The organism is Microbacterium hanjuni, from assembly GCF_043556395.1.
Lineage (GTDB): Bacteria > Actinomycetota > Actinomycetes > Actinomycetales > Microbacteriaceae > Microbacterium.
Window position 1 is genome coordinate 537,166 of the sequence record NZ_JBIGIK010000003.1, and the last position, 26,933, is coordinate 564,098.

The 26,933-nt window shown below is 70.8% G+C and carries 25 protein-coding genes; 5 read left to right on the forward strand and 20 right to left on the reverse strand.

Going from position 1 to position 26,933, the window contains the following annotated elements:
* Positions 1-19 precede the first annotated feature (19 nt).
* From ACFXP5_RS14920 to gabT, 5 genes are read right to left on the reverse strand one after another with little or no spacing between them, the layout of a single operon-like run.
* On the reverse strand, positions 20-1,381 hold the full coding sequence (locus tag ACFXP5_RS14920) for an NAD-dependent succinate-semialdehyde dehydrogenase (protein WP_394545348.1): 1,362 nt from the start codon (positions 1,379-1,381) through the stop codon (positions 20-22).
* Entirely contained in the window at positions 1,378-2,961 is a 1,584-nt protein-coding gene (locus tag ACFXP5_RS14925; protein ID WP_394545350.1) for an APC family permease, read from the reverse strand. The genes ACFXP5_RS14920 and ACFXP5_RS14925 overlap by 4 nt, the downstream gene beginning before the upstream one ends.
* The gene (locus tag ACFXP5_RS14930; protein ID WP_394545352.1) at positions 2,958-3,842 is read right to left on the reverse strand and encodes a universal stress protein; all 885 of its coding nucleotides are present in this window, start codon (positions 3,840-3,842) and stop codon (positions 2,958-2,960) included. The genes ACFXP5_RS14925 and ACFXP5_RS14930 overlap by 4 nt, the downstream gene beginning before the upstream one ends.
* Positions 3,839-5,200: a flavin monoamine oxidase family protein gene (locus ACFXP5_RS14935; protein ID WP_394545354.1), complete on the reverse strand. Its 1,362-nt coding sequence runs from the start codon at positions 5,198-5,200 to the stop codon at positions 3,839-3,841. Before ACFXP5_RS14935 ends, ACFXP5_RS14930 begins: the two co-directional genes overlap by 4 nt.
* Positions 5,201-5,240: 40 nt before the next feature.
* Positions 5,241-6,593, reverse strand: coding sequence for a 4-aminobutyrate--2-oxoglutarate transaminase (gene gabT / locus ACFXP5_RS14940; RefSeq protein ID WP_394545356.1), 1,353 nt, complete (start codon positions 6,591-6,593; stop codon positions 5,241-5,243).
* On the opposite strand from gabT, the gene ACFXP5_RS14945 reads away from it, so the two are divergent.
* Positions 6,577-8,247, forward strand: coding sequence for a PucR family transcriptional regulator (locus ACFXP5_RS14945; protein ID WP_394545358.1), 1,671 nt, complete (start codon positions 6,577-6,579; stop codon positions 8,245-8,247). The genes gabT and ACFXP5_RS14945 overlap by 17 nt on opposite strands.
* Positions 8,248-8,265: 18 nt before the next feature.
* Here the strand turns inward: ACFXP5_RS14945 and ACFXP5_RS14950 are convergent, their stop codons facing one another.
* The 11 genes from ACFXP5_RS14950 to pnuC form a co-directional block, all read right to left on the reverse strand.
* Positions 8,266-9,498: an RNA polymerase sigma factor gene (locus ACFXP5_RS14950; RefSeq protein ID WP_394545360.1), complete on the reverse strand. Its 1,233-nt coding sequence runs from the start codon at positions 9,496-9,498 to the stop codon at positions 8,266-8,268.
* Positions 9,499-9,504: 6 nt separating this feature from the next.
* Positions 9,505-9,930 (reverse strand): YciI family protein, encoded by a 426-nt coding sequence (locus ACFXP5_RS14955; RefSeq protein ID WP_394529204.1) that lies wholly within the window; start codon positions 9,928-9,930, stop codon positions 9,505-9,507.
* 124 nt (positions 9,931-10,054) lie between these two features.
* Entirely contained in the window at positions 10,055-11,065 is a 1,011-nt protein-coding gene (locus ACFXP5_RS14960; RefSeq protein WP_394545362.1) for a hypothetical protein, read from the reverse strand.
* Positions 11,066-11,164: 99 nt separating this feature from the next.
* Positions 11,165-12,529, reverse strand: coding sequence for an AMP-binding protein (locus tag ACFXP5_RS14965; RefSeq protein ID WP_394545364.1), 1,365 nt, complete (start codon positions 12,527-12,529; stop codon positions 11,165-11,167).
* Positions 12,522-13,133 (reverse strand): phosphohydrolase, encoded by a 612-nt coding sequence (locus tag ACFXP5_RS14970; RefSeq protein ID WP_394529207.1) that lies wholly within the window; start codon positions 13,131-13,133, stop codon positions 12,522-12,524. The genes ACFXP5_RS14965 and ACFXP5_RS14970 overlap by 8 nt, the downstream gene beginning before the upstream one ends.
* Positions 13,126-15,018 (reverse strand): DUF58 domain-containing protein, encoded by a 1,893-nt coding sequence (locus ACFXP5_RS14975; RefSeq protein ID WP_394545366.1) that lies wholly within the window; start codon positions 15,016-15,018, stop codon positions 13,126-13,128. Before ACFXP5_RS14975 ends, ACFXP5_RS14970 begins: the two co-directional genes overlap by 8 nt.
* Entirely contained in the window at positions 15,015-15,677 is a 663-nt protein-coding gene (locus tag ACFXP5_RS14980) for a potassium transporter Kef (protein ID WP_394545367.1), read from the reverse strand. Before ACFXP5_RS14980 ends, ACFXP5_RS14975 begins: the two co-directional genes overlap by 4 nt.
* On the reverse strand, positions 15,674-17,248 hold the full coding sequence (locus ACFXP5_RS14985) for an AAA family ATPase (RefSeq protein ID WP_394545368.1): 1,575 nt from the start codon (positions 17,246-17,248) through the stop codon (positions 15,674-15,676). Before ACFXP5_RS14985 ends, ACFXP5_RS14980 begins: the two co-directional genes overlap by 4 nt.
* A gap of 40 nt (positions 17,249-17,288) precedes the next feature.
* Positions 17,289-18,182 (reverse strand): fructose bisphosphate aldolase, encoded by an 894-nt coding sequence (locus ACFXP5_RS14990; protein ID WP_394545370.1) that lies wholly within the window; start codon positions 18,180-18,182, stop codon positions 17,289-17,291.
* Between the two features lie 61 nt (positions 18,183-18,243).
* Positions 18,244-19,323 (reverse strand): AAA family ATPase, encoded by a 1,080-nt coding sequence (locus tag ACFXP5_RS14995; RefSeq protein ID WP_394545372.1) that lies wholly within the window; start codon positions 19,321-19,323, stop codon positions 18,244-18,246.
* Positions 19,316-19,936 (reverse strand): nicotinamide riboside transporter PnuC, encoded by a 621-nt coding sequence (gene pnuC / locus ACFXP5_RS15000; protein WP_394529213.1) that lies wholly within the window; start codon positions 19,934-19,936, stop codon positions 19,316-19,318. Before pnuC ends, ACFXP5_RS14995 begins: the two co-directional genes overlap by 8 nt.
* A gap of 106 nt (positions 19,937-20,042) precedes the next feature.
* On the opposite strand from pnuC, the gene ACFXP5_RS15005 reads away from it, so the two are divergent.
* Positions 20,043-21,245 (forward strand): pyridoxal phosphate-dependent aminotransferase, encoded by a 1,203-nt coding sequence (locus ACFXP5_RS15005; protein WP_394529214.1) that lies wholly within the window; start codon positions 20,043-20,045, stop codon positions 21,243-21,245.
* A 13-nt stretch (positions 21,246-21,258) separates the two neighbouring features.
* On the opposite strand, the gene ACFXP5_RS15010 is transcribed toward ACFXP5_RS15005, so the two are convergent.
* Genes ACFXP5_RS15010 through ACFXP5_RS15025 form a run of 4 tightly spaced genes read right to left on the reverse strand, consistent with a single transcriptional unit; the run spans position 21,259 to position 24,085 of the window.
* Positions 21,259-22,395: a UDP-N-acetylmuramate dehydrogenase gene (locus ACFXP5_RS15010; protein WP_394545374.1), complete on the reverse strand. Its 1,137-nt coding sequence runs from the start codon at positions 22,393-22,395 to the stop codon at positions 21,259-21,261.
* Between the two features lie 5 nt (positions 22,396-22,400).
* A complete protein-coding gene (locus ACFXP5_RS15015; protein ID WP_394529216.1) occupies positions 22,401-22,805 on the reverse strand; it encodes a MaoC/PaaZ C-terminal domain-containing protein in 405 nt (134 codons plus the stop codon).
* Positions 22,802-23,251 (reverse strand): FAS1-like dehydratase domain-containing protein, encoded by a 450-nt coding sequence (locus ACFXP5_RS15020; RefSeq protein WP_394545376.1) that lies wholly within the window; start codon positions 23,249-23,251, stop codon positions 22,802-22,804. The genes ACFXP5_RS15015 and ACFXP5_RS15020 overlap by 4 nt, the downstream gene beginning before the upstream one ends.
* A 36-nt stretch (positions 23,252-23,287) precedes the next feature.
* Complete coding sequence (locus ACFXP5_RS15025; protein WP_394529218.1) at positions 23,288-24,085, reverse strand: sulfite exporter TauE/SafE family protein; 798 nt, start codon at positions 24,083-24,085, stop codon at positions 23,288-23,290.
* A gap of 358 nt (positions 24,086-24,443) precedes the next feature.
* On the opposite strand from ACFXP5_RS15025, the gene ACFXP5_RS15030 reads away from it, so the two are divergent.
* From ACFXP5_RS15030 to ACFXP5_RS15040, 3 genes are all read left to right on the forward strand, one after another.
* Positions 24,444-25,079 (forward strand): NADPH-dependent F420 reductase, encoded by a 636-nt coding sequence (locus ACFXP5_RS15030; RefSeq protein ID WP_394545378.1) that lies wholly within the window; start codon positions 24,444-24,446, stop codon positions 25,077-25,079.
* A gap of 131 nt (positions 25,080-25,210) precedes the next feature.
* On the forward strand, positions 25,211-26,359 hold the full coding sequence (locus ACFXP5_RS15035; RefSeq protein WP_394545379.1) for a zinc-dependent alcohol dehydrogenase: 1,149 nt from the start codon (positions 25,211-25,213) through the stop codon (positions 26,357-26,359).
* Between the two features lie 9 nt (positions 26,360-26,368).
* Positions 26,369-26,932: a hypothetical protein gene (locus ACFXP5_RS15040; protein WP_394529221.1), complete on the forward strand. Its 564-nt coding sequence runs from the start codon at positions 26,369-26,371 to the stop codon at positions 26,930-26,932.
* Position 26,933: the final 1 nt, after the last annotated feature.

Sequence of the window (26,933 nt, forward strand, 5' to 3'; positions counted from 1 at the left end):
CCGAGCCCACCTCCACCCCTCATGCGGTGCGGATGAGCTTCTTGTTGACGAACTCATCCGCGGCGAGCAGTCCCAATTCGCGGGAGGTGCCCGACCGTTTGATGCCGCCGAACGGCAGCTCGGGCGAGTCTGCCAGCACGAGGTTGACGAAGACCATGCCCGCCTCGATCCGATCGGCGACACGCTGCGCCTGCTCCTCGTCGGTGGTGAACAGGTACGAACCGAGACCGAAGGGCGTGTCGTTGGCCACCGCGACGGCGGCGTCCTCGTCGGCGACGCGGTAGACCACGCCCACCGGGCCGAAGAACTCCTCGCGGTACGCATCCATCTCCGCGGTGACGTCGGTCAGCACGGTCGGGGTGAAGAACGCCCCGTCTCGGGTGCCGCCGGTGACCAGGGTGGCCCCCTGGGAGACGGCCCGATCGACCTGCTCCTGCAGGCGTTCCGCGGCCGTCAGGGAAGAGAGCGGCCCGAGCACCGTATCGGCGTCGTTCGGGTCGCCCAGCGTCGCGGCGCTCATCGCGGCGGAGAATTTCTCGAGGAACGCGTCGTAGAGCTCGTCGACGACGACGAATCGCTTCGCCGCGTTGCAGGACTGCCCGGTGTTGTCCAACCGAGCGTCGACGGCCGCCTGCACCGTCGCATCGAGATCATCGGTCGACAGCAGCAGGAAGGGGTCGGACCCGCCGAGTTCGAGGGCGACCTTCTTGAGGTTGCGCCCGGCCGCCTCGGCGACGGCGGCGCCCGCTCGCTCCGAGCCGGTCACCGAGACCCCGTGCACGCGCGGGTCGGCGATGATCGACGCCGCCTGCTCGTTCGTCACGCGCAGGTCGACGTATGCCCCTTCGGGAAAGCCCGCGTCGCGGTAGATGGTCTCGATCGCGGCCGCCGATTCCGGACACTGCGGGGCGTGCTTGAGCAGGATCGTGTTGCCCATGGCCAGGTTCGGCGCGGCGAAGCGGGCGACCTGGTAGTAGGGGAAGTTCCACGGCATGATGCCGAGGAGCGCGCCCAGCGGCGTGCGGCGGATGACGGCCGTTCCCTCTCCCGCGATCGGCAGCGGCTGGTCGGCAGTGATCACCGCGATCTGGTCGGCGTAGAACTGCGTGATGTCCGCGGCGAAGTCCACCTCGCCGAGGGCCGCCTCGAGGGGCTTGCCCATCTCGCGCACGATGATGCTCGCGAGCTCCTCGCGACGTTCGCGGTGCAGCTCGGCGGCGCGGTGCAGCAGCTCGGCGCGCTCCGACGGCGACGTGCGCGCCCAGGAGCGGGACGCAGCATCCGCCCGTCCGACGGCGGCTTCGACCTCATCGTCGGTGAAGGTGTCGTAGGTGGCGAGGGTCTCCCCCGTGGCGGGGTTCACGACGGCGTACTCGGTCATGGTTTCTCCGATCCGTTCGGTACATTCTGGCGGCGCGCGCTGGGCGGCGCGGCCAGGGAAAGCGTCTCGCCCCGGAAGAACGCCGGGCGGCGGATGGCCTGCCAGACCATCAGCACGATGCCCAGCCCGATGATCGTCACACCCAGCACGAACACGCTGCCGACGCCGAACCACTCGGTGCCGCTGCCGTACTCGGGGTCGAGGCTCTCGACGAGGGTGATGACGAACAGCACCGCGAGGATGATCCCGCCCACGAGCGGGAAGAGCAGGGTGAACACGACGTTGCGCACCGAGTCGAACCACTGCTTGCGGAAGTACCAGACGCACGCGAACGCGGTGAGTCCGTAGTAGAAGCAGATCATCAGTCCGAGCGTCGTGATCGTGTCCCACAGAACGTTCTCGTTGACGAATCGCATGATCGTGTAGAAGACGGATGCGACGACCGCCGACACGACCGTGGCGAACCCGGGGGTGAAGAACCGCGGGCTCACCTTCGCGAACCGCGACGGCAGCGCGCCGTAGTGCCCCATGGCCAACAGCGTTCGGGCGGGCGAGACGAAGGTCGACTGCAGCGACGACGCCGAGCTGGTCAGCACGGCGAGCGACACCAGGAAGGCGAGAGGCCCGAGGATCGGGCCGCTCAGGTAGAAGAAGACGTTGTCCTGGATGTCTTCGTTGCCCAGGCCCAGCTCGCCGTCCCCCGTGCCGGCGAAAGCCAGCAGGGCGATCGAGATCAGCAGGTACAGCACCACGATCGTGATGACGGTGAGGGTCGCCGCGCGGCCGGGAGTCTTCTCCGGGTCCTTCGTCTCCTCGTTCATGGTGAGGGTGACGTCCCACCCCCAGAAGATGAAGATCGACAGCGACAGACCCGCGACGATCGCCGTGAACGATCCGACCTCGAACGGGTTGAACCACGACAGTTCCACCGGACTCGCATCGAACGCGTCGCCCTGGGCCACGTGCACGAAGGCGGCGATCGAGAAGACCACCAGCACCAGCACCTGGAAGGTCACGAGCACGTACTGCAGCTTCTGCGTGGTCTGCAGGTCGCGGTAGGACACGATCGTGGCACCCAGCATGAACAAGAGGCAGACGACCACGTTGATGAACGGGTTGAACGCCAGTTCGGCGATCGTGCCGGGGCTGCCCGCGAGCTGGTCGATCAGCAGGAAGAGGAACTCCACCGCGATGCCCGCCAGGTTGGACAGCACGAGGATGGTGGCGGCGATCAGTCCCCACCCGGCCATCCAGCCGATCCAGGGGCCGAACGCGCGGGATGCCCACGTGAACGAGGTACCGGAGTCGGGCATCTGCTTGTTCAGCTCCCGGTAGCCGAACGCGACCAGCAGCATCGGGATGAACCCGACGAGGATGATCGCCGGCACTTGGAAGCCGACCTCCGACACGGTCGGGCCGAGGGCCGCGGTCAACGTGTAAGCCGGGGCGATGCACGAGATGCCGATCACGACGGCACCGATCAGGCCGATGGTCCCGGCGGACAAGCCCTTGCTGGACAGGCCGCCGCCGGCCTCGTCGACGGCGACGGGCGGTGTCGCCGGGGAGTGCGGAGAGGTCATGACTGCGGTCCTTCCTGGGAGCGGGTGCGCGGCACCACGAGGAGCGGCACCGGAAGCTCGTGCAGCATCTTCGCGGCGGTGGTACCGAGGAACAGTCGGCGCGGCTGCGCGAGACGACTCGAGCCGACCACGGCGATCTCGTCGGGCAGCCATTCCAGGTCGCCGACCGCGTCTTCGATGCTCTCGCCGTGCGCCACCGTCGCGCTCGAGGCGATGTCCGTGGGGAGGGTCTCCCGCGCGCGTTCCAGCACGGTTTCCGCGTGCGTGTCGCTGAGCACCCGCACCGCGCCCGTGTCAAGACCGGCGGGGAGGTCGAGAGGCTCGAGCGACACCAGGCGGAGGGGAACGGATGCTGCGGCCGCGAGCGCGATGCTCTCCTCCAGCAGCACGTCGGCCCCGGCCCGGGTTCCTACCGCGGCGGTGACCCGCGAGAGACCGACGGCCGTGTCGGCCTGCCGGAAACCCTCGGGCGCGAGGGCGACGGGAACGTCGGAGGAGTGCAGCAGTTCGCTCGCAACGCTGCCGAGACGATGGCGACCGCGGAGGCCGCCGTTGGCCGCGCCGATGACGATCACCCGGGCGCCGAACTCGTGGGCCGCGTTCACGAGCCCCGCGGCGAACGATTCGCCGTAGCGCACCGCCCCGCGGGGATGCGCGGCCGTCACCGCTTCGCTCGCCTCGGCGAGCCACCGCTCCGCCTGATCACGCACGTGCTGCGTGTACCCCGCGTCCGGCGGGGTGATGACGCTGCGCGACTCGTCGGGCAGCACGAGCACGATCTCGAGCGCACTGCCGGTCGCTCGGGCGAGTCGTGCTCCCAGGGCGAGCGCGTCGGCGCCGGCATCGGTCGCGGTGTACCCGACCACGATCGGGGCGCTCATGCGCGGGCCTCCTCGATGATCGTCGACGCAGCCAGCCGTCCCATCCGGATCGCCCCGTCGACGTGCTGGTAACCGGCACCGGCGAGGTCGCTGCAGGCGAAGTGGATCGGCCCGACGGCCGCACGGAGGTCGGCGCCGTAGCGGACGAGCCCGCCGAGGTCGAAACTGGCGGCGTAGGCGCCGCGCGTCCACTCCTCGGTGCCCCAGTCGCTCTCGTAATACACGACGGGGTGAAGCGCATCTTCCCCGTAGTAGTGGGACAGCGACTCGAGGATCAGACCGCGACGCTCCTCGGCCGACAGGCGGAACATGTCGTCGGCATGACGGTCGGAGACGAAGCCCACCAGCGTGCCGCGCTCGTCGTCGTGGTTGGTGTTGTCGTAGGCCTCATGGACGAGTTCGTACGGGCTGAACGCGGTGCCGGAGAGCCCGTGGTCTCGCCAGAACGGCCGGTCGTAAACGGCGTGCACCTTGATCACGAACCCCATCGACAGGTGCTGGTGCATCTGGTGCTGGAGGCGGGGCAGCGGCGGCACGAAGGAGATGCGCGGGTAGAGCACGGGGGCGAGCGCGAGGATCGCGAAGCGGGCGCGCACACTCATCCCATCGGCGATCGCCCGCACTCCCCCATCTTCCGACCACTCCAGGGTGCGCACGGCCTGGTCGAGGAAGACGTCGTCACCTAGACGTTCGGCGAGCAGAAGCGGCACCTGCTGGAGACCGCCGACGACGCGCTTGTCGAGGATGAAGTCGGCATCGACGAGGTTGCTGAAGCTGCCGGCACTGGCCGCCATGAGCAGGGCCTGCAGTGCCGAGAAGGCGTGCGGGGGTTTGGTGAGCATCGCCCCGGCGATGAAGAGGCCGATGTTGTCGATCGCCTCCTGGTCATCGGTCTGCTCGTGCAGCCATCCCTCGAAGGAGATGCGATCGAGGGCCTCGGCGTCGGGATGCTCCCACGGCCGGTCGGGGTCGGTGGCGGCCACCATCTCGTCGAGACGGGCGATGAGGTCGACCATCGTCTTCTCGGTCGCCTCCGCGACGGGGAAGATGTCGCCGGTGAAACGGGTGAGTACCCCGTCGGGGCCGATGTAGACGCTGTCGCCCTCCCGGTAGCGGCTGTAGGTGTCGAGCCCGAGGTCGGCGACCGTCTCGATCAGCGCCTCCTGGTCGGGTGAGACCCACTGGCCGCCGACCTCGAGGGTCGCGCCCTCGATCACGTCGGTCAGCAGGCGGCCGCCCACGCGGTCGCGGGCCTCCAGCACGGCGACCGACAGCCCCGCGCGACGCAGCGCGTTCGCGGCGGTCAGGCCCGCGGCCCCCGCACCCACGATCACCACGTCTCTGTTGATCTCGGTCATGGCGTGTCCATCTCCTTCGATGAGGCTCGGTCGGTGAAGCTCACGCGGCGGCGAGGGCGGCCGCGACGACGTCGAGGCCCTCCTCGAGCAGGGCGTCGGGGATCGACAGCGGCGGCAGGAACCGGATGACGTTGCCGTAGGTTCCGCACGTCAGCACGATCACGCCCTCGGCGATGGCCGCCTTCGCCACGGCACCCGCCAAGGCGGCGTCCGGTGCCCCGGTGGTGGGATCGATGAATTCCGCCGCCACCATCGCGCCGCGGCCGCGCACGTCTCCGACACGGGGATCGGCGGCTTGGATGCTGTGCAGTCGGGCGAACAGGATCTCCCCCAGCGCCCGGGCGCGAGAGGAGAGGTCCTCGGTCTCGAACACCTCGATCGCGGCGAGCGCTGCCGCGCAGGCGACCGGGTTACCGCCGTACGTTCCGCCCAGGCCGCCGAGGTGCGCAGCATCCATCAGATCGGCACGCCCCGTGACGGCCGCCAGCGGCAGGCCCCCCGCGATGCCCTTCGCCGTCGTGATGAGGTCGGGCACGATTCCGAACAGCTCGCTGGCGAACATCGCCCCGGTGCGGGTGAAGCCGGTCTGCACCTCATCGGCGATGAAGACCACGCCGTGAGCGCGACACCACTCGGCGAGCGCGGGGAGGAAGCCGTCAGCAGGCACGATGAACCCGCCCTCGCCCTGAATGGGTTCGATGATGACGGCGGCGAGGTTGTCCGCCCCGATCTGCTTCTCCATCAACAGGATCGCGGTGGCCGCAGCATCCGCCCCGCTGAGTCCGTCGCGGAACGGGTAGGACATCGGCGCGCGGTAGACCTCCGAGGCGAACGGTCCGAAGCCGCTCTTGTACGGCATGCTCTTCGCCGTCAGCGCCATGGTGAGGTTGGTGCGGCCGTGATAGGCGTGATCGAAAGCGACGACCGCCTGGCGTCCGGTCGCCTTGCGCGCGATCTTGACCGCGTTCTCGACCGCCTCGGCCCCGGAGTTGAACAGGGCGCTCTTCTTCGCGTGGTCGCCCGGCGCCAGTCGGTTGAGGGCTTCGGCGACCGCGACGTAAGACTCGTACGGCGAGATCATGAAGCAGGTGTGGGTGAACTGCGCGACCTGCGCCTGCACGGCCGCGACGACCGCGGGGTGGGCGTTGCCGACCGTGGTCACCGCGATCCCCGAGCCGAGGTCGATGAGCGAGTTGCCGTCGACGTCGACCACGACCCCGCCGCCGGCGGCGACGGCCTGGATCGGCACGGTGTGACCGACGCCGGCGGCGACGGCTTCGGCCTTGCGCGCGAGCAGCGCTTCGGACGCCGGACCCGGGATCGCGGTGACGAGGCGCCGTTCCTGCGAGAGGGAGGGACCCCCGACGGCGGAGGCGATGACAGAAGTACTCATGGCGCGATGCTACGGAGCGGATGCTTCGGCGGCACCGGACGCCGGGTACAGTCGCACCAGCGCCGCTGTACACGACGGCGGCCGGCGCGGCGGCGCGGTGGAGGAGGAGAGCATGGTCGATCGGATCGAGGAGACCCCCACGGTGCGTGCCCTGCTCGGCCGACGCGAACTCGGCCTGGCCCTCGCCACCCCCGAGGCCGAGCTCGACGAGGGAGCTCTCGAGCAGGCGGTGCGCTGGGTGCACAGCACCGACCTGATGGATCCGACGCCGTTCCTCTCGGAAGGGCTCGTGCTGCTCACCACGGGCACGCAGTTCGCGCCGCCCGCCGACGATCAGCCGACCTACGACGATTACGTCGAGCGCCTGCGCGCACGCGGGGTGGTGGCGCTCGGTTTCGGCACCGAGGTGGTGCGTGCGGGGATCCCCCCGCAGCTGCTGACCGCCTGCACCGCGGCCCGCCTGCCGCTGTTCGAGGTGCCCTACCGCACCCCCTTCATCGCCCTGGCGCGAGCCAATGCCGAGGCGATCGCGGCGGGGGCGTACGCCCGCCGCAGCTGGGCGCTGGCTGCCCAGCGCGCCGTCTCGCTCGCGGCACTGCGCCCCGACGGACTCTCGGCGACGCTCGCGGAACTGGCCCGGCAACTGGACGCGTGGGTCGGGTTGTACGACGCGGGCGGCGCGCTGCAGCGCGAGCACCCCACCGGCAGGCTCGATGCGGCCACCCGAGCTGACCTCGACCGCGAGGTCGAAACCGTGCTCCGCCGCGGAGCGCGCGCCGGCTCGTCGTTGCAGATCGGCGGGGTTCCCTTCACCCTGCAGACCCTGGGGCGGGGTGGCCACCTCCGGGGGGTCATCGCGATCGCCGGGGGCGCGCTCGACACCGAGGGACGGGCGGTGGTGACGTCGGTGATCGCCCTCGCCGGACTCGCGCTCGAGCAGAACGAGGGCGTCACCCGCGCGCTCGGTCTGCTGCGCGGTGGGGTCGTGCACGCGCTGCTGGCCGGGGATGCGACCCTCGCCCGGCGCCTCGCCCGTGAGCTCTGGCCCTCGATACCGACGGCGCCGGTCGTGATCGGGGTGGTGGATGCCGCACACCCCGCAGCCGACGCCGCCGCGGAGTGGCTGGACGTGCGCTCTGTCGCCGGGGAGGCGGCCGTGGTGTTCGGGCGCGGACCCGACGGGCTGGTCTTCGCGGTCTCCGCGACCGACGACGCGCTGGCGACGGAACTCGCGTCCCGCTTCGACGCCCGGGTGGGGCTGTCGACGCCGGTGGCCTACGCCGCGTTCGCGCAGGGACACGACGAGGCGGTTCAGGCGCTGCGCCGGCACGGCAACGGCGTCTCCCGTTTCGGTGAGGTCGCAGCATCCGGTGTGCTCGGAGCGCTCGACACCGATCTCGCCCGTCTCATCGCCACGACCACCCTCGAGCCGCTCATCGGCCACGACGCGGCACACGGCTCGGACCTCGTCGCGACCGCCCGCAGCTGGCTCGAGAACGACACCCGACTGGATGCGACGGCCGTCGCCCTCGGCGTGCACCGACACACGGTGCGCGCCCGGATCGCGCAGGTGGAGCGCATCCTCGAAGTCGACCTGACCGCCTTCCCCGCGCGCGCCGAGCTGTGGGCGGCCCTGCAGGTGTCGGGGCGCTGACCCCCGCGTGCTGCGCCGTCAGAGCTCGGCGATCTTGCGCTGCAGCACGGCTCGCTGCTGTTCGTTCGCGACGAGGCCGGCGGCGACGAGCAGCTCCGAGCGCGCCTCCTCGCGGCGGCCCAAGCGGGCGAGCAACTCCCCGCGCACCGACGGCAGCAGGTGCGATCCGTGCAGCGCCCCCGCCTCGGCCAGCTCGTCGACCACACGCAGGGCGGTCGCGGGTCCGGTCGCCATCGAGATGGCCACCGCGCGGTTGAGATCGACCACGGGGTTCGGCGCGATCCGCCCGAGCAACTCGTACAGCAGCACGATCTGGGCCCAGTCGGTCGTCTCGACGGAGCCGGCGACCGCGTGACACTCGGCGATCGCGGCCTGCAGTCGGTAGGGCCCACGTCCGCGACCGAGCGCATCCGCCTGGACGAGGGCGGCGCGCCCGCGCGCGATCGCCGAGCGGTCCCACCGCCGCCGGTCCTGATCGGCGAGCAGTACCGGCGCCCCGGCCGCGTCCGTCCGCGCCGCGAAGCGCGAGGACTGCAGTTCCACGAGCGCGAGCAGGCCGAGCACCTCCGGCTCGCGGGGCAGTTGTCTCGAGAGGATACGCGCGAGCCGAACCGCTTCGTTCGCCAGCTCCGTCCGCATCCACCGGTCTCCCGAGCTCGCGGCGTACCCCTCCGTGAACACGAGGTAGATCACGCTCAGCACCGAACCCAACCGCGCCGGCCATTCCGCCGGCTCGGGGATCTCGAAGGGCACGCGGGCACTGGCGAGCGACTTCTTGGCGCGCACGATCCGCTGCTGCACCGTGGGCACCGGCAGCAGGAACAGGCGCGCGATCGCCTCCGTGCTGAGTCCGCCCACGACCTTCAGGGTGAGCGCGATCTGCGCTTCGCGGGCGAGAACGGGGTGGCAGGCGGCGAACACGAGACGCAGCACGTCGTCCTCGATGGGCTGCCACGGCGCGTCGGTCTCGCTCTCGAGGTCGTGCGCGAGCGCCTGGTAGCGCTCGTCCAACCGCTCGCGTCGGCGCCAGGCGTCGATCGCCCGGCGCTTGGCGACCGCCGTCAGCCACGCGCCGGGGTTGTTCGGGATGCCCCCCTCGGGCCACGACCGCAGCGCCTCCACGAGCGCGTCCTGGGCGAGGTCCTCGGCCAAGCCGAGATCGCCGACCACCCGCGCGAGCGTCGCGACGATCCGGGCACCCTCGATGCGCCAGATCGCCGCCACGCTCGCGCGGACGTCGAGGTCGGTCATGTCGACTCAGCCGGCGGACTGCTGCTCGCGCCAGCCCTCTTCCTTCTGCACGTACTCGTTGTCGGCGAAGTCCGCGAAGTCGGTCTCATCTGTCACGCGACGCACCTCGAGCTTGCTGCCGGCGCCGAGCGGAGCCCGCTTCGCCCATTCGATCGCCTCTTCGCGGGACGAGACCTGCAGGATCCAGAACCCGTTGAACAGCTCGTGGGTCTCGCCGTAGGGGCCGTCGGTGACGACCGGGGTCTCGCCGCCGAAATCGACCACGAAGGCGGTGCTCAGATCGTCGGCCAGGCCGTCTCCGCCCACGAGCACACCCGCGTTCATCATGGCCTCGTTGTAAGCGCCCATGCGGTTGATGACTTCCTCGAACGGCAGTTCCTTGTAAGCCGCGTAGGCCTCGTCGGTGCCGCGCATGATCAGCATGTACTTCATCGGAATCTCCCTGGGATGTGCTCCGAAGAGCGGTGGACGGGATGCTGTGAACCACCCCTACTATCGCGTCGAACGGCGCCGGCCGAAATCGACACCGCGCCGGAAATTTTCCAGGGGGCGCTGTTCAGGGGGCGCTGTCCAGCAGCGCGAGCAAGGCGGGCGGCGCGGCGAGCGCGCGAAAGGCCGGATCGATGACGCGGCGGCAGCCGTCGAACTCGACCGTGAACGACGCGGCGGTGGCCGGCAGCGGCTGCACCACCGCGAACCGCGACGCCGTTTCGGTGCACCCCGCGACAGGCGCCGCCGAAGCCACGGCGGCGAGGGCGGTGGCGACATCCGGGGGGTCGATGCGGCGGTCGTCCATGAAGAGCGCCCCGTCCGTCTCGACCGCGACCCCGGGCTGCGCCGCGTAGAAGCACACCCGCAATCCTTGAACATCGGCGGCGGACGGCAGCGTCGGAAGCTCCTCGGGGATGAGCGCGATCTGGCCATCGGCCGATTCCGGCTGAGCCGAAGCCTCCTCCCCCGTTTGGCCGAAATCGACCTCGGTCGCCAGGACCGGACCGACGCTCGCCCGCGTCGCGCACCCGGCGACCTCGGCTTCGGGGCTCTTGATCACGGCACGCGGCGTGAATTCCTCGTCGACCACGCGGAGTGCTGCGAGCGGCGCCGCCACCACCTCCACCTTGGGTTGCGAACACCCGGTCGATGGGTAGGACAGCCGCACGAACCGGCCGTCGACGCCCTCCACCCAGAGATCGGGAGCGAGCACCATGTTCGCCGTGCAGGGGCCCGGCCACTGCGGATCGCTGGGCGCGGCGATCGCGCCGAGGAACGGACCGAGGTCTCCCTCGAAACGCTCGAGAAGCATTCCCGACCACACGACGCCGCCGTCCAACTCGCGCGTGGCGTTCGGCTCGCACCGGATCACGGCGACGGGTGCGAAGTCGTCGGGCATGACTCCGCTGGCCGGTCCCGGGTCGGCGCCCTCGTACACCTCGAAGTCGTCGACGCACGTGATCGCGTCGACGGGCGTGCCCACGGAGCGCTCTTGCGGCGGGCCCGGCACTCCGCACGCGCTCAGCAGCAGCATCCCGATCCCGGCCGCCGCCACGGCGAGAACGCGTCTGCGCATGCTCCACCCCCGTTTTCCACGGTACGCGGGCAGCGCGCGTCGCCCGCAACGGACCCATAACGATCCCCCACGCCCCCTCGCGGGGCTACGGCTGCCCCCTCAGGCGCGGTAGCGGCGGGGCTTGCCCTCGCCGAGGTCGGCGAGCCGCTCGACCCGGCGCACCACGACCGGCCGCTCGAGCAGCGCCGAAAGGGCGCGACCGGCCGCCTCCGCGTCACCGCCGGCGACTGTGGCAGCGATGGCCCCGTCGGCGGACTGCTCGACCACCCATCCGAGCGCGCCGTGCGCCTGCAGGTGCTGGGTGAGCTCGACGCTGGCGACGGCACGGCCGCTCGCCGCGCGGAACACCACGTGGGCGCGCCCCTCGAGGTCGGCGAGCCCCGGGGTCCCGTCGGGCAGGGTCACCAGCCGCCCGACGTCACCCGTGCGATAGCGCACGAGGGGCAGCAAGGGATTCTCCCCCGCCGTGACGACGATTTCGCCCATCTCCCCGGCGGGCACGGGAGCGCCGGCCGCATCGAGCACCTCGACGTGCACGCGCCGGTTCAGGATGCGAAAGGGCCCGTCGTCTGTGCGCACGGCGATCGGCCGTGTCTCGTGCAGACCGTAGACGTCGAAGACGGGGCAGGCGAAGGCGTCCTGGAGCCGGCGGCGCAACGGCGCGGCGAGCGCCATCGCGCTCGAGAAGAGCGCGAGCGGGCGCACCGCGGCGCGCACTTCCGGCCGCAGCAGCTCGCCGAGGCTCGTCGGGTGCCCCGTGATCACCTGGGGGTCGGCGGCGGCGAGGAAGCGGGCGCGCGCGCCCGGGTCACCCCACGCCTGCTCGTGCAGGTTCACCCGCGCCATCGCGCGAAGCGCGAACGAGCTGATCAGCGAGACGTAGGTGAACGCCTGAGCCTGGAAGACCACGTGGGCGAGTGCGAGACGCTCCCCGTCGGGCTCCCAGTCGATCCCCTCCCCGCGCACGAGGTCGCGCAGCAGGTGGAAGCCGCGCGCCACCTCCTCCACGTCGTCGGGGATGACAAGCGCCGCTCCCGTGGAGCCCGAGCTCGTGCCGTGCAGCATCCGATCCAGATCCGCATCCAACGGCACGAAGGCACCGAGATCGGCGACGAGGTCGGCCCGCGTCGTGGTCGGGAAGTCCTCGAGCGTGTCGAGTCCGGTACTTCGACGAAATCGGATCAGGCGCCGGGCGACCGCAAGATGCGCCTCGAGCCAACCGTCGACGACCAAGGGGTGACGCACCCGCTCGATCTGCTCGGGCGTCAGCCGGTCCCCGGTCGCGTGCACCCAGTCCGGGGCATCCGGATGCTGCCGCCACCGCGCAAGACGCGTGCGGCCGATGTCATCCAGCGTGGGCCAGCGCTCCTCGTCGCGCAGCACCGCCGAGGTGCCGGGGGTGTACTCCGCCAGCAGGAGCGGATCGGGCGCGTCGGGATCGACGGCTGCGGCGCGCTCACTCACTCGAGTACCGCGCCGCGGCCTCGCGTGCCCGCGCCTCGGCCAAGCGTCGCGCCACCTCCGCGCGGTGGCGGTGCTCCTCGAACGCCTCGGCGAGCGAACGGTTGCGCTCGAGGGAGTCCCGCCCGGCCAGCAGCGCCCGCGCGGTCTCGACGTCCTCACCGGCCGGCAGCTGCCCGATCCACAGCAGGAACGTGCGGGCGGCTTCCTCGCGGCGCTCGTCGTCCGAGGTCCACTCCACCGGCGGGGTGACGGGAGCCAGCCGCATCGCGAGCGCGTCGACGGCGAGCAGCATCCGATCGCGCCGCAGCGGCGGCGAGAACGGCGCGATGACGTCTTCGCTCGCGATGAGCCACAGGGCCATGGCCGCGCCGGTGCGCACGTGCTGCTCGTCTTCGAAGCGCAGGCACGCTAGGTCCCCGGCTCCGAGCACATCCCCCGCCAGGGCGCGCACCGACAGTCGCTCGTCGAGGAAGGGCCGCGGCACGCTCGAGAGGCGGGCCGCGATCTCGGCGATGCCGGGACCTGGCTGCAGGTCGCCCCAGACGGCCGCCTGATCGCCCCCGCGCTCGGCCCAGGCGATCAGGGCGCCTCCGTCCTCAGCCATGCAGCACCTCCGCCAATCGTGCGCACGCGGCCGGTGCGTCGTCCATCGTCTGCAGGTAGAGCACGTCGTAGCCCGCCCCCTCGGCCGCGTCCGCGACCTGCCGTCCCGCATCGAGCAGCACGAGTGTGCCGGTGGTCAACGCCGCGCGCACCGTGGCAGCGGTCCCGCTGAAGGGCTCATTGCCGAACCCGAACATCGATCGCAGTCCGTCGTCGGACAGCACGACGACGTGCCGGCGGGTGGCCTCATCGGCGACCGCGAGCCCCGCATAGCGCTGGCCGTAGAGGTCGAGGGGGAAGGACGTGCCTCCCGCGAAGAAGGTGGTCAGACCCCGCACGATCTCGACGTGGTCGCGGGTGAACCGCTCGCTCCCCGCCACTTGAGCGGGCCCGGAGAAGCTCGTGACCCGCACGCGACCGCCGCCGCGAAGCACCGAGAGGGCCAGAATGCTGCCGGCGAGCACCGCCGGGGAGCCTCGGCGCGGGGCGGGCATCGAGCCCGACGAATCGATGTAGAGGTCGAGCTCGATGCTCTCCTCGGCCGCGACGGGTTCGTCGGCGAGCCACGTGCGGCGACGGGTGGTCACGCCGGGTACGAGCACCGCGGACGTCCGGAACGACGCCGGCCAGTCGATGTCGGCGAGGTCGTCGCCCAGTTCCCACACCGCGAGCGGGCCGGGCAGGGAGGCGTCGGGAAGGGCGGGACGTCGTTGGGTGAACGGCCGCACCCAGGGGGCGGCCTCGGTGCGGTAGTACGCCGCCATGACCGCGTCGGCGTCGCTGGCCTCGTAGAGGGCGAGGGTCTCGGCGACGCCGAATCCCTGGCCGGGCGCCTCCGTCCCCGGCTCGTCCGCATCGCCGGCACGCCCGTCGGGAGCGGCGACGGCACCGTGCAACCGGCCGTCGGCGAGCACCTGGCCGAGTTCCTTCGCGGTGGCCGGAGCGTCGTCAGCCGCGCACGCGCGTCCCATCAGCGAGCCCGCGCGACCGAGGTCGGCTGCTGCGGCACGCTCTCCTTCCACCAGGTAGGGCGCGGCGAGCATCCCGAACCGCAGCGCCCCGCTCACGGGGTCGGCGAGGAAGGTGCGCACCAGGCCGGCCGCGAGGTCGGCGTCGAGTTGCGGATGCGAGGTGATGGCCGCATTCAGCTCCGCTGCGGCGAGCGCCGCTTCCCGCCGGGCTGCGCGGAGCGCGAGCTCCTGCTCCCGGAACTTGGGCGCGAAGTTCGACAGGGGCGTCTCGACCACGGGCGCCGCCCCGAGCGGGGGTGGCGCGGGTGGCGGCACGGGCGGGCAGAACGCCCCCGGCACGAGGTTCCACACCAGCTCGTAGGTGCGCCGGTAGACCCACCAGAGCCGGTCAGCGCTGTCGTACCCCGACCGCGTGGTGATGCGGAGCGTGCGCACGATGCCGGGCTCCGTGAGGGGAGCGGATGCTGCCGCAGCGCCGGCGGCCGCACGTCGCTGCAGCAGGGCAAGACGGGTGTTCACGAGCAGGTCGTTCCACATGTTCGCCAGCGTTGCCGCGTGATCGGCGTTCACGGCGCGGGCACCCGACGCGGTGAGGGCGCGCGCCATCTGGTGGCGGATCTTCAGCCCGTCGATGCGGGTGCTCGGTGCAAGCACGTGATGGCCGAGCTCGTGGGCGAAGACGCTCTCGAGTTCGCCGGCGACCCCGCGCTCGGCGACGAGGGCCGGGTCGATCGCGACAGTCGGCGGGAACGAGAACCACGCGAAGGAGCCGACCTCCCGGCCTGCTCCGGGCAGCAGCTGGGCATCGGCCATCCGCACGCCCCACAGTCGCTGGGCCGCTTCCCACGCGATGCGCGCGGAGGGGTCGAGGGGTTGCGGCTGGGGCGATCGGCGCCTGCCCCCCAGGATCCTCATGCGTCGCGCACGTGCAACCACGCGAGGTAGCTGTCGGGCCGGGTGACGACGGTCACCCGGGAAGCGCGCTGCGCCGAAACGGGCGGGCGCGCCCGGGTGAGTCGGGCGCCCCAGACATCGGCGTCGATCCGCCACCACCCCTCTCCGGTGCGAACGAGGAAGAACTCGGCATCGCCGTCGTCGTAGGCGCCGCCGTCGCTCGGCGGTTCGATCCAGGCCCCGCCGAGACCGGCGAAGCCCCCCACGGCCCGCACGTAGCCGTTCCACTCGGCACGCCCCGGCCACCAGAACCGGTCGTCCCGCTGCCGCTCGGTGAACTCTTCGAGCGTGTCGCCCGCGATCGCCAGCGCCGCCGCGGCGACGGTCACCGGCACGCCGCCGGAAGCCAGGGTCGCGAGCGCCGCATCCCGCAGCGCCAGCACCCCCGAGCGCCACGCGGCGAGCGCGATCGCACCGCGCACGAGGTCGGTGTCAGCATCCACGCCGACCGCCTCGAGTGCCGACCCCAGGCGCAGCCCGAAGCGCCGCGGATCGCCGCCGAGCGACCGCACGTTCGCGGAGGCTGCCGCGACATCGACCCCGTCGACGGCGGGGAGCACGTCGGCCGGCCGAAGTTCGCCGAGCGGCTCGTCGGTGACGTGGCGGGCGACAGCGATCATCGCGCGTCGTCCGCCCAGCGCAGGTAGGCGGAATAGCGCTGGTGCAGGTACTTGAGGGCAGTGAGGTCGTCGAAGTCGCGACCGTAGAGCTTCCCCACACCGGCGATGCGACGGATCTGACCCTCGATCTCCGTCAGCCTCCGCTGCGCATCGACGATCGAGACACCGTCGAGACCGCGGTCGAGCTGCGCGAGCAGGTCGCCGACCGGATCGTCGACGTCGCGACCGGCCGCGTCGTACTGCCGACACGACTGCGCGAACAGATCGGCGAGCCAGCTGGCGGTATCGGTGAGCAGTTCGCGTTCCGCACCGACGTCGAACCGTGGATGCGAGGCGTGCACGAGCAGCTTCCCGCGGAGGACGAACGGCAGTACCGCCGCGACGTCCTCGAGTCCGACAGCATCGCGTCCGCGAAACCAGGCCATCGCCTTGGCGTACAGCACGAGCGTCTGCAGCGATCGCACCGACAACCCGTTGAGCGTCTGGGTGCCCAGATCCACCGCCAGGTCGGCGCCGGTGTTGGCCTCGATCGCTTCGCCCACCCGGCCTCCGGCGGTCGTGACGGTGTCTTTCGTGCGGTATTCGAAGCGGCGTCCGCCCTGCTGCACGAATTCGAACTGCCCGAGGAAGTACTCCAGCCGCCGGCGCACCTCGGCGGGGAACGGCACAGCGCGGATCGCCGAGCGCATCGCCGTCTGCTCGGCCCCGGAGAACACGAGCTCACCGGGGACGTGCTCCTCGGGCTTCTCCCCCGCCTCTACCCGGGCCACCAGCTCGGCGAAGAACCGGCTGTTGAATCCCGCGGCCGGCACCGTCACGTCCATGCGGTCGCGGAGCGCCTGGATCACCGGGAAGGTTCCCCCACCGGCATCGTCGTTCGCGGTGAAGAACCAGCTCTCCACCCCGGACGCCGGGGCCGTCCGGCGCATCTGGTCGTGGCTCTCGACGTAACCCTCGGCGACCATCGTCAGCAGCGCCGACTGGGTCTTGGTGGGGATGCGGTTGTACTCGTCGATGATCTTGACCGGCCGCTCGAGCCATTCGCGCCAGGCGATGCGGATGTCGGCGAGCCGCTCGGCCCCGACGAGGTCTTTCGGAAGCGGGATGCCGACGAGGTCGCTGACGGTGAGTTGCGGCTGCCCCTGCTGCACGCCGCGACGCACCTCGTCGGCGGTCGATCCGGCCAGCACCCCCATGAGCACGGCGACGGTCGTCTTTCCTCGACCGGGGCCGCCGATCAACAGGCACTTGCCGCCGACGGCGAAGCTCAGCAGAGGCAGCAGAACGTTGGAGGAGAAGGATGCTTCCGTCGGAAGCGTGAGCTCCGCTCCGGCGTCGCCGAGCGGGAAGGTCACCGGCGCGTCGGCGGAGAACTCGACGTCGTAGTAGGGCGACACGATCGCCCGGTTCACGATCCAGTAGTACGCCTGGCGCAGCTTCTCATCGAGCGCGAGCGAGGCCCCTGCCTCCACCCGGGGGCTCAGGAGGTCGTCCACGGAGAGCTGGGCCACTCCCCCGGTCGCGAGCGGAGCCGTCGGAGCGGCGGAGACCTTGTTCCAGCGATCCGGCATGACGTCAGCCTAATGAGCGCCGCCGCACCTCCGGTGCCGCTCAGCCTGCGACCGAGGCGTCGTAGATCTCCTGGATCGAGCGGTCGAGGGTGGCGTTGAACTCGGCATCGGACTGCTGAGCGGAGAGTCCCTCGGTCAACGCGCGGCTGAAACTGGCGATCTCGCCCGTGTCCTCGGCGAGGAGGGCGTCGGCTTCGGTCCGCGAGTACCCCCCGGACAGGGCCACGACCCGCATGACACGGGGGTGCTCGGTCAACGGTCGATAGAAGTTCGTCACCGACGGCAGCGAGAGCTTGATGATCACTTTCTCGTCCGCGGACAGGTCGGCGAGGTGCCGGGTGATCTCCCGCAGGAGCAGATCCTCCGCGGCGGTCTTGTCGGGGATCGTGATGGTGACTTCGGGCTCGAGGATCGGGATCAACCCGTGCCCCAGCACCCGGTGCGCCACCTCGAACTGCTGCTCCACGATCGCGGCGATGCCGCCGGGATCGGCCGCACCGATCACCGACCGTTCCTTCGTCCCGAAGAATCCGTGCTGCACCGCGCGGTCGAGAAGGTCGTCCAGACCCGGAAGGGGTTTCATCACCTGCACGCCGTCGGCGGCATCGGCCAGACCCTGGTCGATCTTCAGGAACGGAACCACTCCCTTGTCCTGCCAGAGGTAGTGCGCCGCCGGCTTGCCCGCGAAGTCGCGCTCCATGGTCTCCTCGAAGAGGATCGCCGCGAGCACCCGGTCGCCGCTGAAGGCCGGCGACGTGACGATGCGGGCGCGCATCTGATCGATGAGCGCGAACATCTCCGCCTCGCCCGAGTACGCGCTGGGCTGGATCCCGTAGCGGGCGAGCGCCTTCGGGGTCGAGCCGCCGCTCTGGTCGAGCGCCGCGATGAAGCCCTTGGCCGACGTCATCCGCTCGGCCTGCACCTGATCCACCATGCGCCGAGCCTATTTCGCGTGCGCTCGCGTGCGCACCGTCTGCCTGTCGCGATCGCGCCGCCTATTTGTCGCGATTGCGCCGCTGGAGGTCGACCTGCTCCTGCCAGGGACGCGCCTCGAGCGGGACGCCGAACGTCAACCGCTCCGCGACCGCCGCCCGGATGGCGGGCAGGGCCTGGGCCACGCGGGAGGGGACATCCCCGCGCACCTCGAGCCACCTCGCACCGGAGGTTGCGAGCGCCTCTCGGAATCGGTCCTGCATCTCGTGGCGGAGGTGCTCGCCGTCGCGCATGCCGTCCTGCACGAACGGGATCTCATCCCCCGTGAGGATGTAGAGGGCGGGGCGGTGCGCCCGAGCCCGCTCGAGGATGCGGGGAGCGGCGACGCCCACGTACCGCTCATGCCAGAGGGCCGTGGCGAGCACGTCGGTGTCGCACACCAGTACGGGGGCGGCCATCGTGCGCAGGGCAGCGCGCTCCCGGTCGATCTGACGGTCCACGATGAGATCGAACTCGTCGCTGCGCCACGGCGCATCGAGGCCGCCCTCGCGGGTGACGGAGTGCTCGCGCCCGTACTCGGGCACCCACGCCGTGCCGAGCTCCGCCGCGAGCGCCGCGGCCAGGGTGGTCGACCCCGTCGACTCCGCACCGAGCACCACGACGCGCACGCCGAGCCACTCGCGCACCACAGCGGCCAGCTCGTGCCAGTGACCGGCGACATCGGCGCGGATCGCCGTACCCGAGACGGGGTTGAAAACGCGGCCGGGATCGATCCGCTGCCACGACGCACCCAAGCGCTGCGACAGCTCACCGCCGTACTCGTCGCAGGTGAACACGGCATCGACGGGCTCGTCGAGCAGGCTCTCGATGACCTCCACGTGCTGCTGCCACGCAGCATCCGAGCCGAAGTCGACCGGAGCGTCATCGACGGTGGACACGACGCGCACCGTGGGGTGCTCCTCGCACACCCACTGCGTCCGCACCTCGAGCGGGATGGTCTCGACCGAGGAGCCCAGCACCTGCACGCTCACGCGATCGCTCCGGCGGATCGCGGCACGGATCAGCGCGGAATGACCGGCGTGCAGGGGATAGAACTTGCCGAGCACGAGCGCATGGCGAAACCGCGGCGCGGCGTCAGCCACGGACCCCCACCTCGGCGCCACCGTTCAGCACCGGCATGGTGTTGGAACGCTCGAGGCGGCGCCACGAGGTGAGGCCGTAGGCGCAGAGGGCGATGAACACCAGGTACAGCGCCGCGGTGATCCACAGGCCCGTCGCCACGGCGAGGCCCACGAACGCGATGTCCACGGCGATCCACACGTACCAGTTCTCGATGCGCTTGCGGTTGAGCAGGTACTGCGCCACGAGGCTCGCCGAGGTCGTTGCGGCATCGGCGAGCGGCAGCGGGGAGTCGGTGAAGCTCGACAGCACCCACCAGAGCACAACGGCGCCCACGAGGCCGGCACCGATCAGCCAGACCCAGCCCCGGGCGGGGGTCCGCGCGACGTAGAACCGGTCGTGCTCGACGCCGCGCGTCCACCGCCACCAGCCGTGCACCGCGAAGGCGAGGTAGACCAGCTGGAGCCCGGCGGCTGCGTACAGCCCGGCGGAGCCGAACACGACGAGGAAGACGAGGTTGTTGGCGATGCCGATCGGGTAGTTCCAGACGTTCCGTCGCGCGGCCAGCGCGACACACGCGAGACCCGTCGCGAATCCGAGGATCTCCGTCCAGGACGCCAGCACCCACTCGATCACCACGTAAGCCTACGGAACCCGCACCCGTGCGAATGCACCGCCCGTCCGCTCCCGTCGTGCCCTGATTCCCCGGGAAAGCGGCGGCGCACCCGGATAGGCTCGCACCGTGACCTCGCGCGCCCCCCTCTCCCGCAAACTGTCCGCCATCGCCGAGTCCGCGACGCTCAAGGTCGACGCGAAAGCGAAGGCGCTGCAGGCGTCCGGCCGCCCCGTCATCTCCTACGCGGCCGGCGAGCCCGACTTCCAGACGCCGTCGTTCATCGTGGACGCGGCGGCCGCCGCGGTCACCGACCCCGCGAACTACCGCTACACCCCGGCGGCCGGTCTTCCGGTCCTGCGCGAAGCCATTGCGGCGAAGACCCTGCACGACTCGGCCCTCGAGGTCACGCCCGCTCAGGTCGTCGTGACGAACGGGGGCAAGCAGGCCGTCTACCAGGCGTTCCAGACCGTCGTGAACCCGGGCGACGAGGTGCTGCTTCCCGCGCCGTACTGGACGACGTATCCCGAGGCCATCGCTCTCGCCGACGGCGTCGCGGTCGAGGTGTTCGCCGGCGCCGACCAGGAGTACAAGGTCACCGTCGACCAGCTCGAGGCCGCGCGCACCGACCGCACCACGGTGCTCGTCTTCGTTTCGCCCTCCAACCCCACCGGCGCGGTCTACTCGCCGGAGGAGACCCGCGCGATCGGCGAGTGGGCGCTCGCCCACGGCCTCTGGGTCATCAGCGACGAAATCTACCAGAACCTCGTCTACGAAGGTGCCCGCGCGACGTCGATCGTCGAAGCGGTGCCCGACCTCGCCGCACAGACGATCCTCGTCAACGGCGTCGCCAAGACCTACGCGATGACGGGGTGGCGGGTGGGATGGATGGTGGGGCCGACCGACGCGATCAAGCTGGCCGCGAACCTGCAGTCCCACCTCTCCAGCAACGTGAACAACATCGCGCAGCGCGCAGCGCTCGCCGCGCTCACCGGGCCGCAGGACGAGGTCGAGACCTTCCGGATGGCCTTCGACCGACGTCGCCGACTGATCGTCGACGAACTGGCGAAGATCCCCGGGGTCACGGTGCCCAATCCGCTGGGCGCCTTCTACGTCTACCCCGATGTGACCGGACTGCTCGGCCGCGAATGGGCGGGAAAGACCCCCACCACCTCGCTCGAACTCGCCGACCTGATTCTCGACGAGGCCGAGGTGGCGGTGGTGCCCGGCGAGGCGTTCGGCCCGAGCGGCTACCTGCGCCTGTCGTACGCGCTCGGCGACGAGCAGCTGCTCGAGGGCGTGCAGCGTCTCCAGCGCCTCTTCGGCGCCTGAGGGCGCCGCCCGACTACAGCTCGACGTCGATCAGCACGGGCTCGGGCTGCAGCAGCAGTCCGAACTCGGCCTGCACCCGCTGCTGCACGAAGCGGGCCAGCTGCGCGATCTCGTTCGCGCTCGCCCCGCCGCGGTTCGTGAGGGCGAGGGTGTGCTTGGTGGACAGGCCGGCGCGCGAGTGGGGCAGAGCGAAGCCCTTGCCGAGCCCGGCGTTCTCGATCAGCCAGGCGGCACTCACCTTCACCTGCCGGGACGTGGCGGGCGGCACGGGAACGACGCCGTCGAACGCGGCGAGCGGGATGACGAGCACCGGGTCGAGCGTCGCTCCGACGGGCCATCGAGGGCATTCCGGGGGCAGCGTGCGGGCGAAGGACTCCGACACGATCGCGTTCTGGAAGAACGACCCGGCGCTCCATGTGTCGGGGTCGGTGTCGTCGAGCACCATGCCCTTGCGGCGGCGCGTTGCGAGCACGTGATCGCGCACCCAGGCGAGCGAGACGGATGCTGCCGGGTCGAGCCCGAGGGCGCTTCGGAGCTGGTCGCCGGCCACGGGCACCTCGCCCGGGCCGACCTCGGCGAGTTCGAGGGTGATCGACAGCACCACGGCCGAACGGTTCGGCACCGAGCCGTAGTGCTGCTTGAGCACCGAGGTGCGAAATCCCAGGCCGAGGTCTGCGGCGGCGACGGTGGACACCTCGCCGGTGGCCTCGTCGAGCAGCTCGACCTCGACGAGGGTCTGCACGATCTCCTGGCCGTAGGCGCCCACGTTCTGCACGGGCGCGGCACCGGCCGTGCCAGGGATGCCCGACATGGCCTCGATGCCCGCCAGCCCCGCGTCGACCGCGGCCGCGACGAGGGCATCCCAGTCGTGGCCGGCCTGCACGCGCAGCCGAGCGGTGCCGGGTCGAGAGCCCGGCAGCCGTTCGATGCCCGTCGTGCGCACGCGCACGACGGTGCCCTCGAACGGCTCGTCCCCTACGAAGAGGTTGGAGCCGCCCCCGAGCACGAACCACGGTTCGCCGCGCGACCAGAGGTCGAGGAGAACGGCGATGAGTTCGTCACGGGAGGTGGCGTCGACCATGCGTTCAGGGGCGGCGCCCGTCCTCAGCGTCGTGAGCTGGGACAGGGGAAGGGGATCGATCTCGGCCATCCGGGTCAGCTGAGCCGCACGCGGGCCTGCGCCTTGCCGAGCACCGTGGTGTCGGCGGCGCGGACGGTCAGATCGATCCGGGCGATGTCGTCCTCGATCGCGCCGACCTTGGCCGCGATGTGCACGTCTGCCCCCGCCTCGGTGCCGACGAGCACGGGGCGCGTGAAGCGGACGCCGTACTCGATCAGGCGGGCCGGGTCACCCAGCCAGTCCTCGAGCGTGCCGATCGCGATGCCCATCGTGAGCATCCCGTGCGCCAGGACGCCGGGAAGCCCTACCGCGACCGCGACGTCGTCGCGGTAGTGGATGGGGTTGAAGTCCCCCGAAGCGCCCGCGTAGCGCACGAGCGATTCCCGGGTGAGGTGCACGGTGCGCTCCGCGACGACATCTCCCACGGCGAGCGCGCTCACGCGTCCGCCTCCCCGACCAGCAGCACGCTGGTGGCCGTGACGACGTGCTCGCCCGCAGCATCCGTGATCTCCGCGTCGCTGGTGACCATCGCGTTGCCCCCCAGGGTGCGGATGCCACCGATCGTCAGGACGGCGCTCAGCTCGTCTCCCGCGACGATGGGGCGCGTGTAGCGGAAACGCTGCTCGGCGTGGATCAGGCGGGAGAGCTCGATCCCCGAATCCGGTTCAGCGAGCAGTTGCTGGATCGTGAGGTCCTGCACGACCATGGCGAACGTCGGCGGGGCGACGACATCGGCGTAGCCGAGGGCACGCGCGGCAACCGGGTCGGTATGCACGGCGGCGTCGGCGAAGACGGCCCGCGAGAACTCGCGCACCTTCTCGCGTCCGACCAGATACGGCGGGGTCGGCGGGAACACGCGGCCGATCAGTTCGGGGTTCACAGGCACCCCGTCATTCTACCGACGAGGCTCTGCGGAGCCGGCTCAGCCCTTGTGGCGGCCCCGCACCGCTTTGAGGGCCATCTGGGTCGCGATGAAGACGAGGAAGGCGGCGAAGAGGATGTTCGCCAGGAACGGGTCGAGCAACGTGGCGATCCACGCCCCCACCGCGGTCGTGGTGCACGCGGCGCCCCCGACCAGGGCGGCAGCGACGATGTCGACGTTCTGGCGTCGGAGGTTGCCGACCGTTCCCGAGATGGCGGTGGGGATCATCATGAGCAGCGAGGTGCCCTTGGCGACGAGGTCGCTCGTTCCGAACAGCAGCAGCAGTGCCGGCACGACGATGATGCCGCCGCCCACGCCCAGGAGGCCCGCGAGCACACCGGTGATGAGACCGAGCACCACCAGGCCGGCGACCGTGAGGAAGGTGAGTTCGAGGACGGCCTCACGGGACGGGATGACGAAGAACAGGCTCACGATGACCACGACGAGGAACGCGACGAACGCCCACCGCAGCGCGGTCTGCGAGAGCTTCGGCAACAACCACGTTCCCACCTGGGCGCCGATGACGGCGCCGGCCGCGAGGATGAGCGCCGGGATCCACGCCACCGAACCGTGCACGGCGTAAGAGATCACCCCCACCGTCGCGGTGGGCACGATGGCGGCGAGGGAGGTGCCGGCTGCTCGACGCTGGTCCATCTTCAGGATGAGCACGAGCAGAGGCACGATGACCGTGCCACCGCCGACACCGAACAGACCCGACATGAGACCCGCGAGCAGGCCCACCCCGATGCAGGTGAGGAAGAACTTCCGTCCGCGCTGAGGAGCGATCGCCTCAGCCATCAGGCGCGACCATCGCGACGCGCACCGCGCCGGCCGGGGAGTGTGGAGGTCATGCTGTCTCGCTTCGCCGTCGGCGCCCGGGCGGCGCCGGAAAACACCCTATCCCCGCCTCGCGGCGGGAAAGGGCACGGCCCCCGGCGTGGAAACCCACACAGCCGGGGGCCGTCAACCTCGCGAGGCCGAAAGGCTCGATGACCCGAACACCGGCCGATGGCCTGTCTTCGCGAGGGTGGTACAGAAGAACGCTACGGGGCGGAGAAGTTCGGTGATGAGGATTGACGTGACCCTGTCATTCTGATACCCGGATCCCGCCGGCGCAATGGGGAATGCGGCCGGCGGCGTTCGCGTTGCGCGGGACATGACACGTGTAGGAATCATCGGCGCAGGAAACATCGGATCGACCTTGGCGAAGGGGCTCGTGGACCGCGGATACGACGTGGTGATCGCGAACTCACGCGGGCCCGAGACGCTGGCCGACCTCGTCGCCGACCTCGGCGATCACGCCACGGCCGCGACGGCGGATGAGGCGGCGGCGGCCGGCGACTTCGTCATCGTCACGGTGCCCCTGAAGGACTACCAGGAGGTTCCCGTGGCACCGCTCGCGGGCAAGATCGTGCTCGACACGAACAACTACTACTGGGAGCGCGACGGTCATATCGACGCCCTCGACGCCAAGGCCACCACCACGGCAGGGCTCCTGCAGGAGCACCTCCCCACCTCGAAGGTGGCCAAGGCGTTCAACCACATCACGGCCGAGACCATCCTCACCGACGGCTCGGACGCCGGCACGCCCGGCCGTCGAGCGCTGGCGACGGCGAGCGACTACCCCGAAGCATCCGCCCTCGTCACTTCGCTCTACGACGACTTCGGCTACGACACCGTCGACATCGGCCCCCTGAGCGAGAGCTGGCGCGTCGAGCGCGACCAGCCGGCCTACGTCGTCGCGCAGAACCGCGAAGAGCTCGAGGCGAACCTCGCCCGCGCCACGCGCTGACTCCCCCTTCGGTACCGCCCTCTCACCTTCGGGTGAGGGGGCGGTCTGCGTTGACACGACCGCTTCGCCCGCGCAACCCCCTCGGGACAATCGCCCGTGCCGAGTGAGATGGGCGCGACGAAGGAGGACCGATGAAAGCCATGGTCTACCGCGGGCCCTACAAGCTGCGCGTCGAGGAGAAGCCCGACCCCCGTATCGAGCACCCCAACGACGCGATCGTGAAGGTGGAACTCGCCGCGATCTGCGGGTCGGACCTGCATCTCTACCACGGCCTGCTTCCCGACACCCGGATCGGTCACACCTTCGGACACGAGTTCATCGGCACCGTCGAGCAGGTCGGCTCGTCGGTGCGCTCCCTCAAGCCCGGCGACCGGGTGATGGTGCCGTTCAACATCTACTGCGGGTCGTGCTTCTTCTGCGCACGGGGGCTGTACTCCAACTGCCACAACGTGAACGCCAACGCCACCGCCGTGGGCGGCATCTACGGCTACTCGCACACCGCTGGTGGGTTCGACGGCGGTCAGGCCGAGAAGGTCCGTGTACCGTTCGCCGACGTCGGGCCCACGATCATCCCCGACTGGCTGCACGACGAAGACGCCCTGATGTTGACGGATGCCTTCTCCACCGGGTACTTCGGAGCGCAGCTCGGCGACATCGTCGAGGGCGACACGGTGGTCGTGTTCGGGGCGGGCCCGGTCGGACTCGCGGCCGCGCGTTCCTCGTGGCTCATGGGCGCCGGCCGAGTGATCGTCGTCGACCACCTCGATTACCGCCTCGAGAAGGCGCGCACCTTCGCGTTCGCGGAGACGTACAACTTCGCCGAGCACAAGGACATCGTGGTGCTGCTGAAGCAGCTCACCGACAACCTGGGCGCGGACGTCGTGATCGACGCGGTCGGCGCCGAGGCCGACGGGCACTTCCTGCAGCACCTCACCGGGGCGAAGCTCAAGCTGCAGGGCGGCTCGCCCGTGGCGCTGAACTGGGCGATCGACGCGGTGCGCAAGGGCGGCAAGGTGTCGGTCATGGGCGCCTACGGTCCGGTCTTCAGCGCGATCAAGTTCGGTGACGCCGTCAACAAGGGGCTCACGCTGCGGATGAACCAGGCCCCCGTCAAGCGACAGTGGTCGCGCCTGCTCGAGCACATCCACGAGGGGCGCATCTCCCCGCGCGAGATGATCACCCACCGCATCCCCCTGGACGACATCGCGGAGGGCTACCACATGTTCTCGTCCAAACTCGACGACTGCATCAAGACCGTCGTCACGCCCCACACCGCCTGAGGAGCGAGCATGGCCTACCCCGCGCAGCGAAAGCACCCGAACCCCAGCCCCGACGAGTTGCGTGCCCGCATCCCCGGCTGGGGAGCCGACCTCGACCACGCCGACCGCCCCGCCTACCCGCAGGAGCGGTTCGCCCCCGAGATCACCGGCGCCCACTGGGACCTGCCCGACCAGCAGATCGAGCACCGGCCGCGGGAACGCTCGATCGAGCACGCGTCCCTCACCCCGGTGTTCGGCACCGCCCAGCCGCTGCACGGCGTGTCGGGCGCCATCCGACGGTTCGCCTACGCCCGCTTCAGCGAAGGGCTGGCCACGCACTTCCTGCTGTTGATCCTCGCCGACCGGGTCGAGGCCACCGGTGCGCACCTGAGGTCGCTGTTCACGTTGCGTCCCGACAACCCGATCACCGAGACCGGCATCCTCGGCGAGCTGCGGCGCCGTCCCCTCGCCTCGCGCTTCGGGCGCGGGCGGGTCGACCTCCGCCACACCTGGATGGACCCGATCATCGTCGCCGCCCCCTGGGTGCTCGGCGCCTGGGCGGTCGTCGCGCTCGCTCGGCGGATCTTCCGCTGAG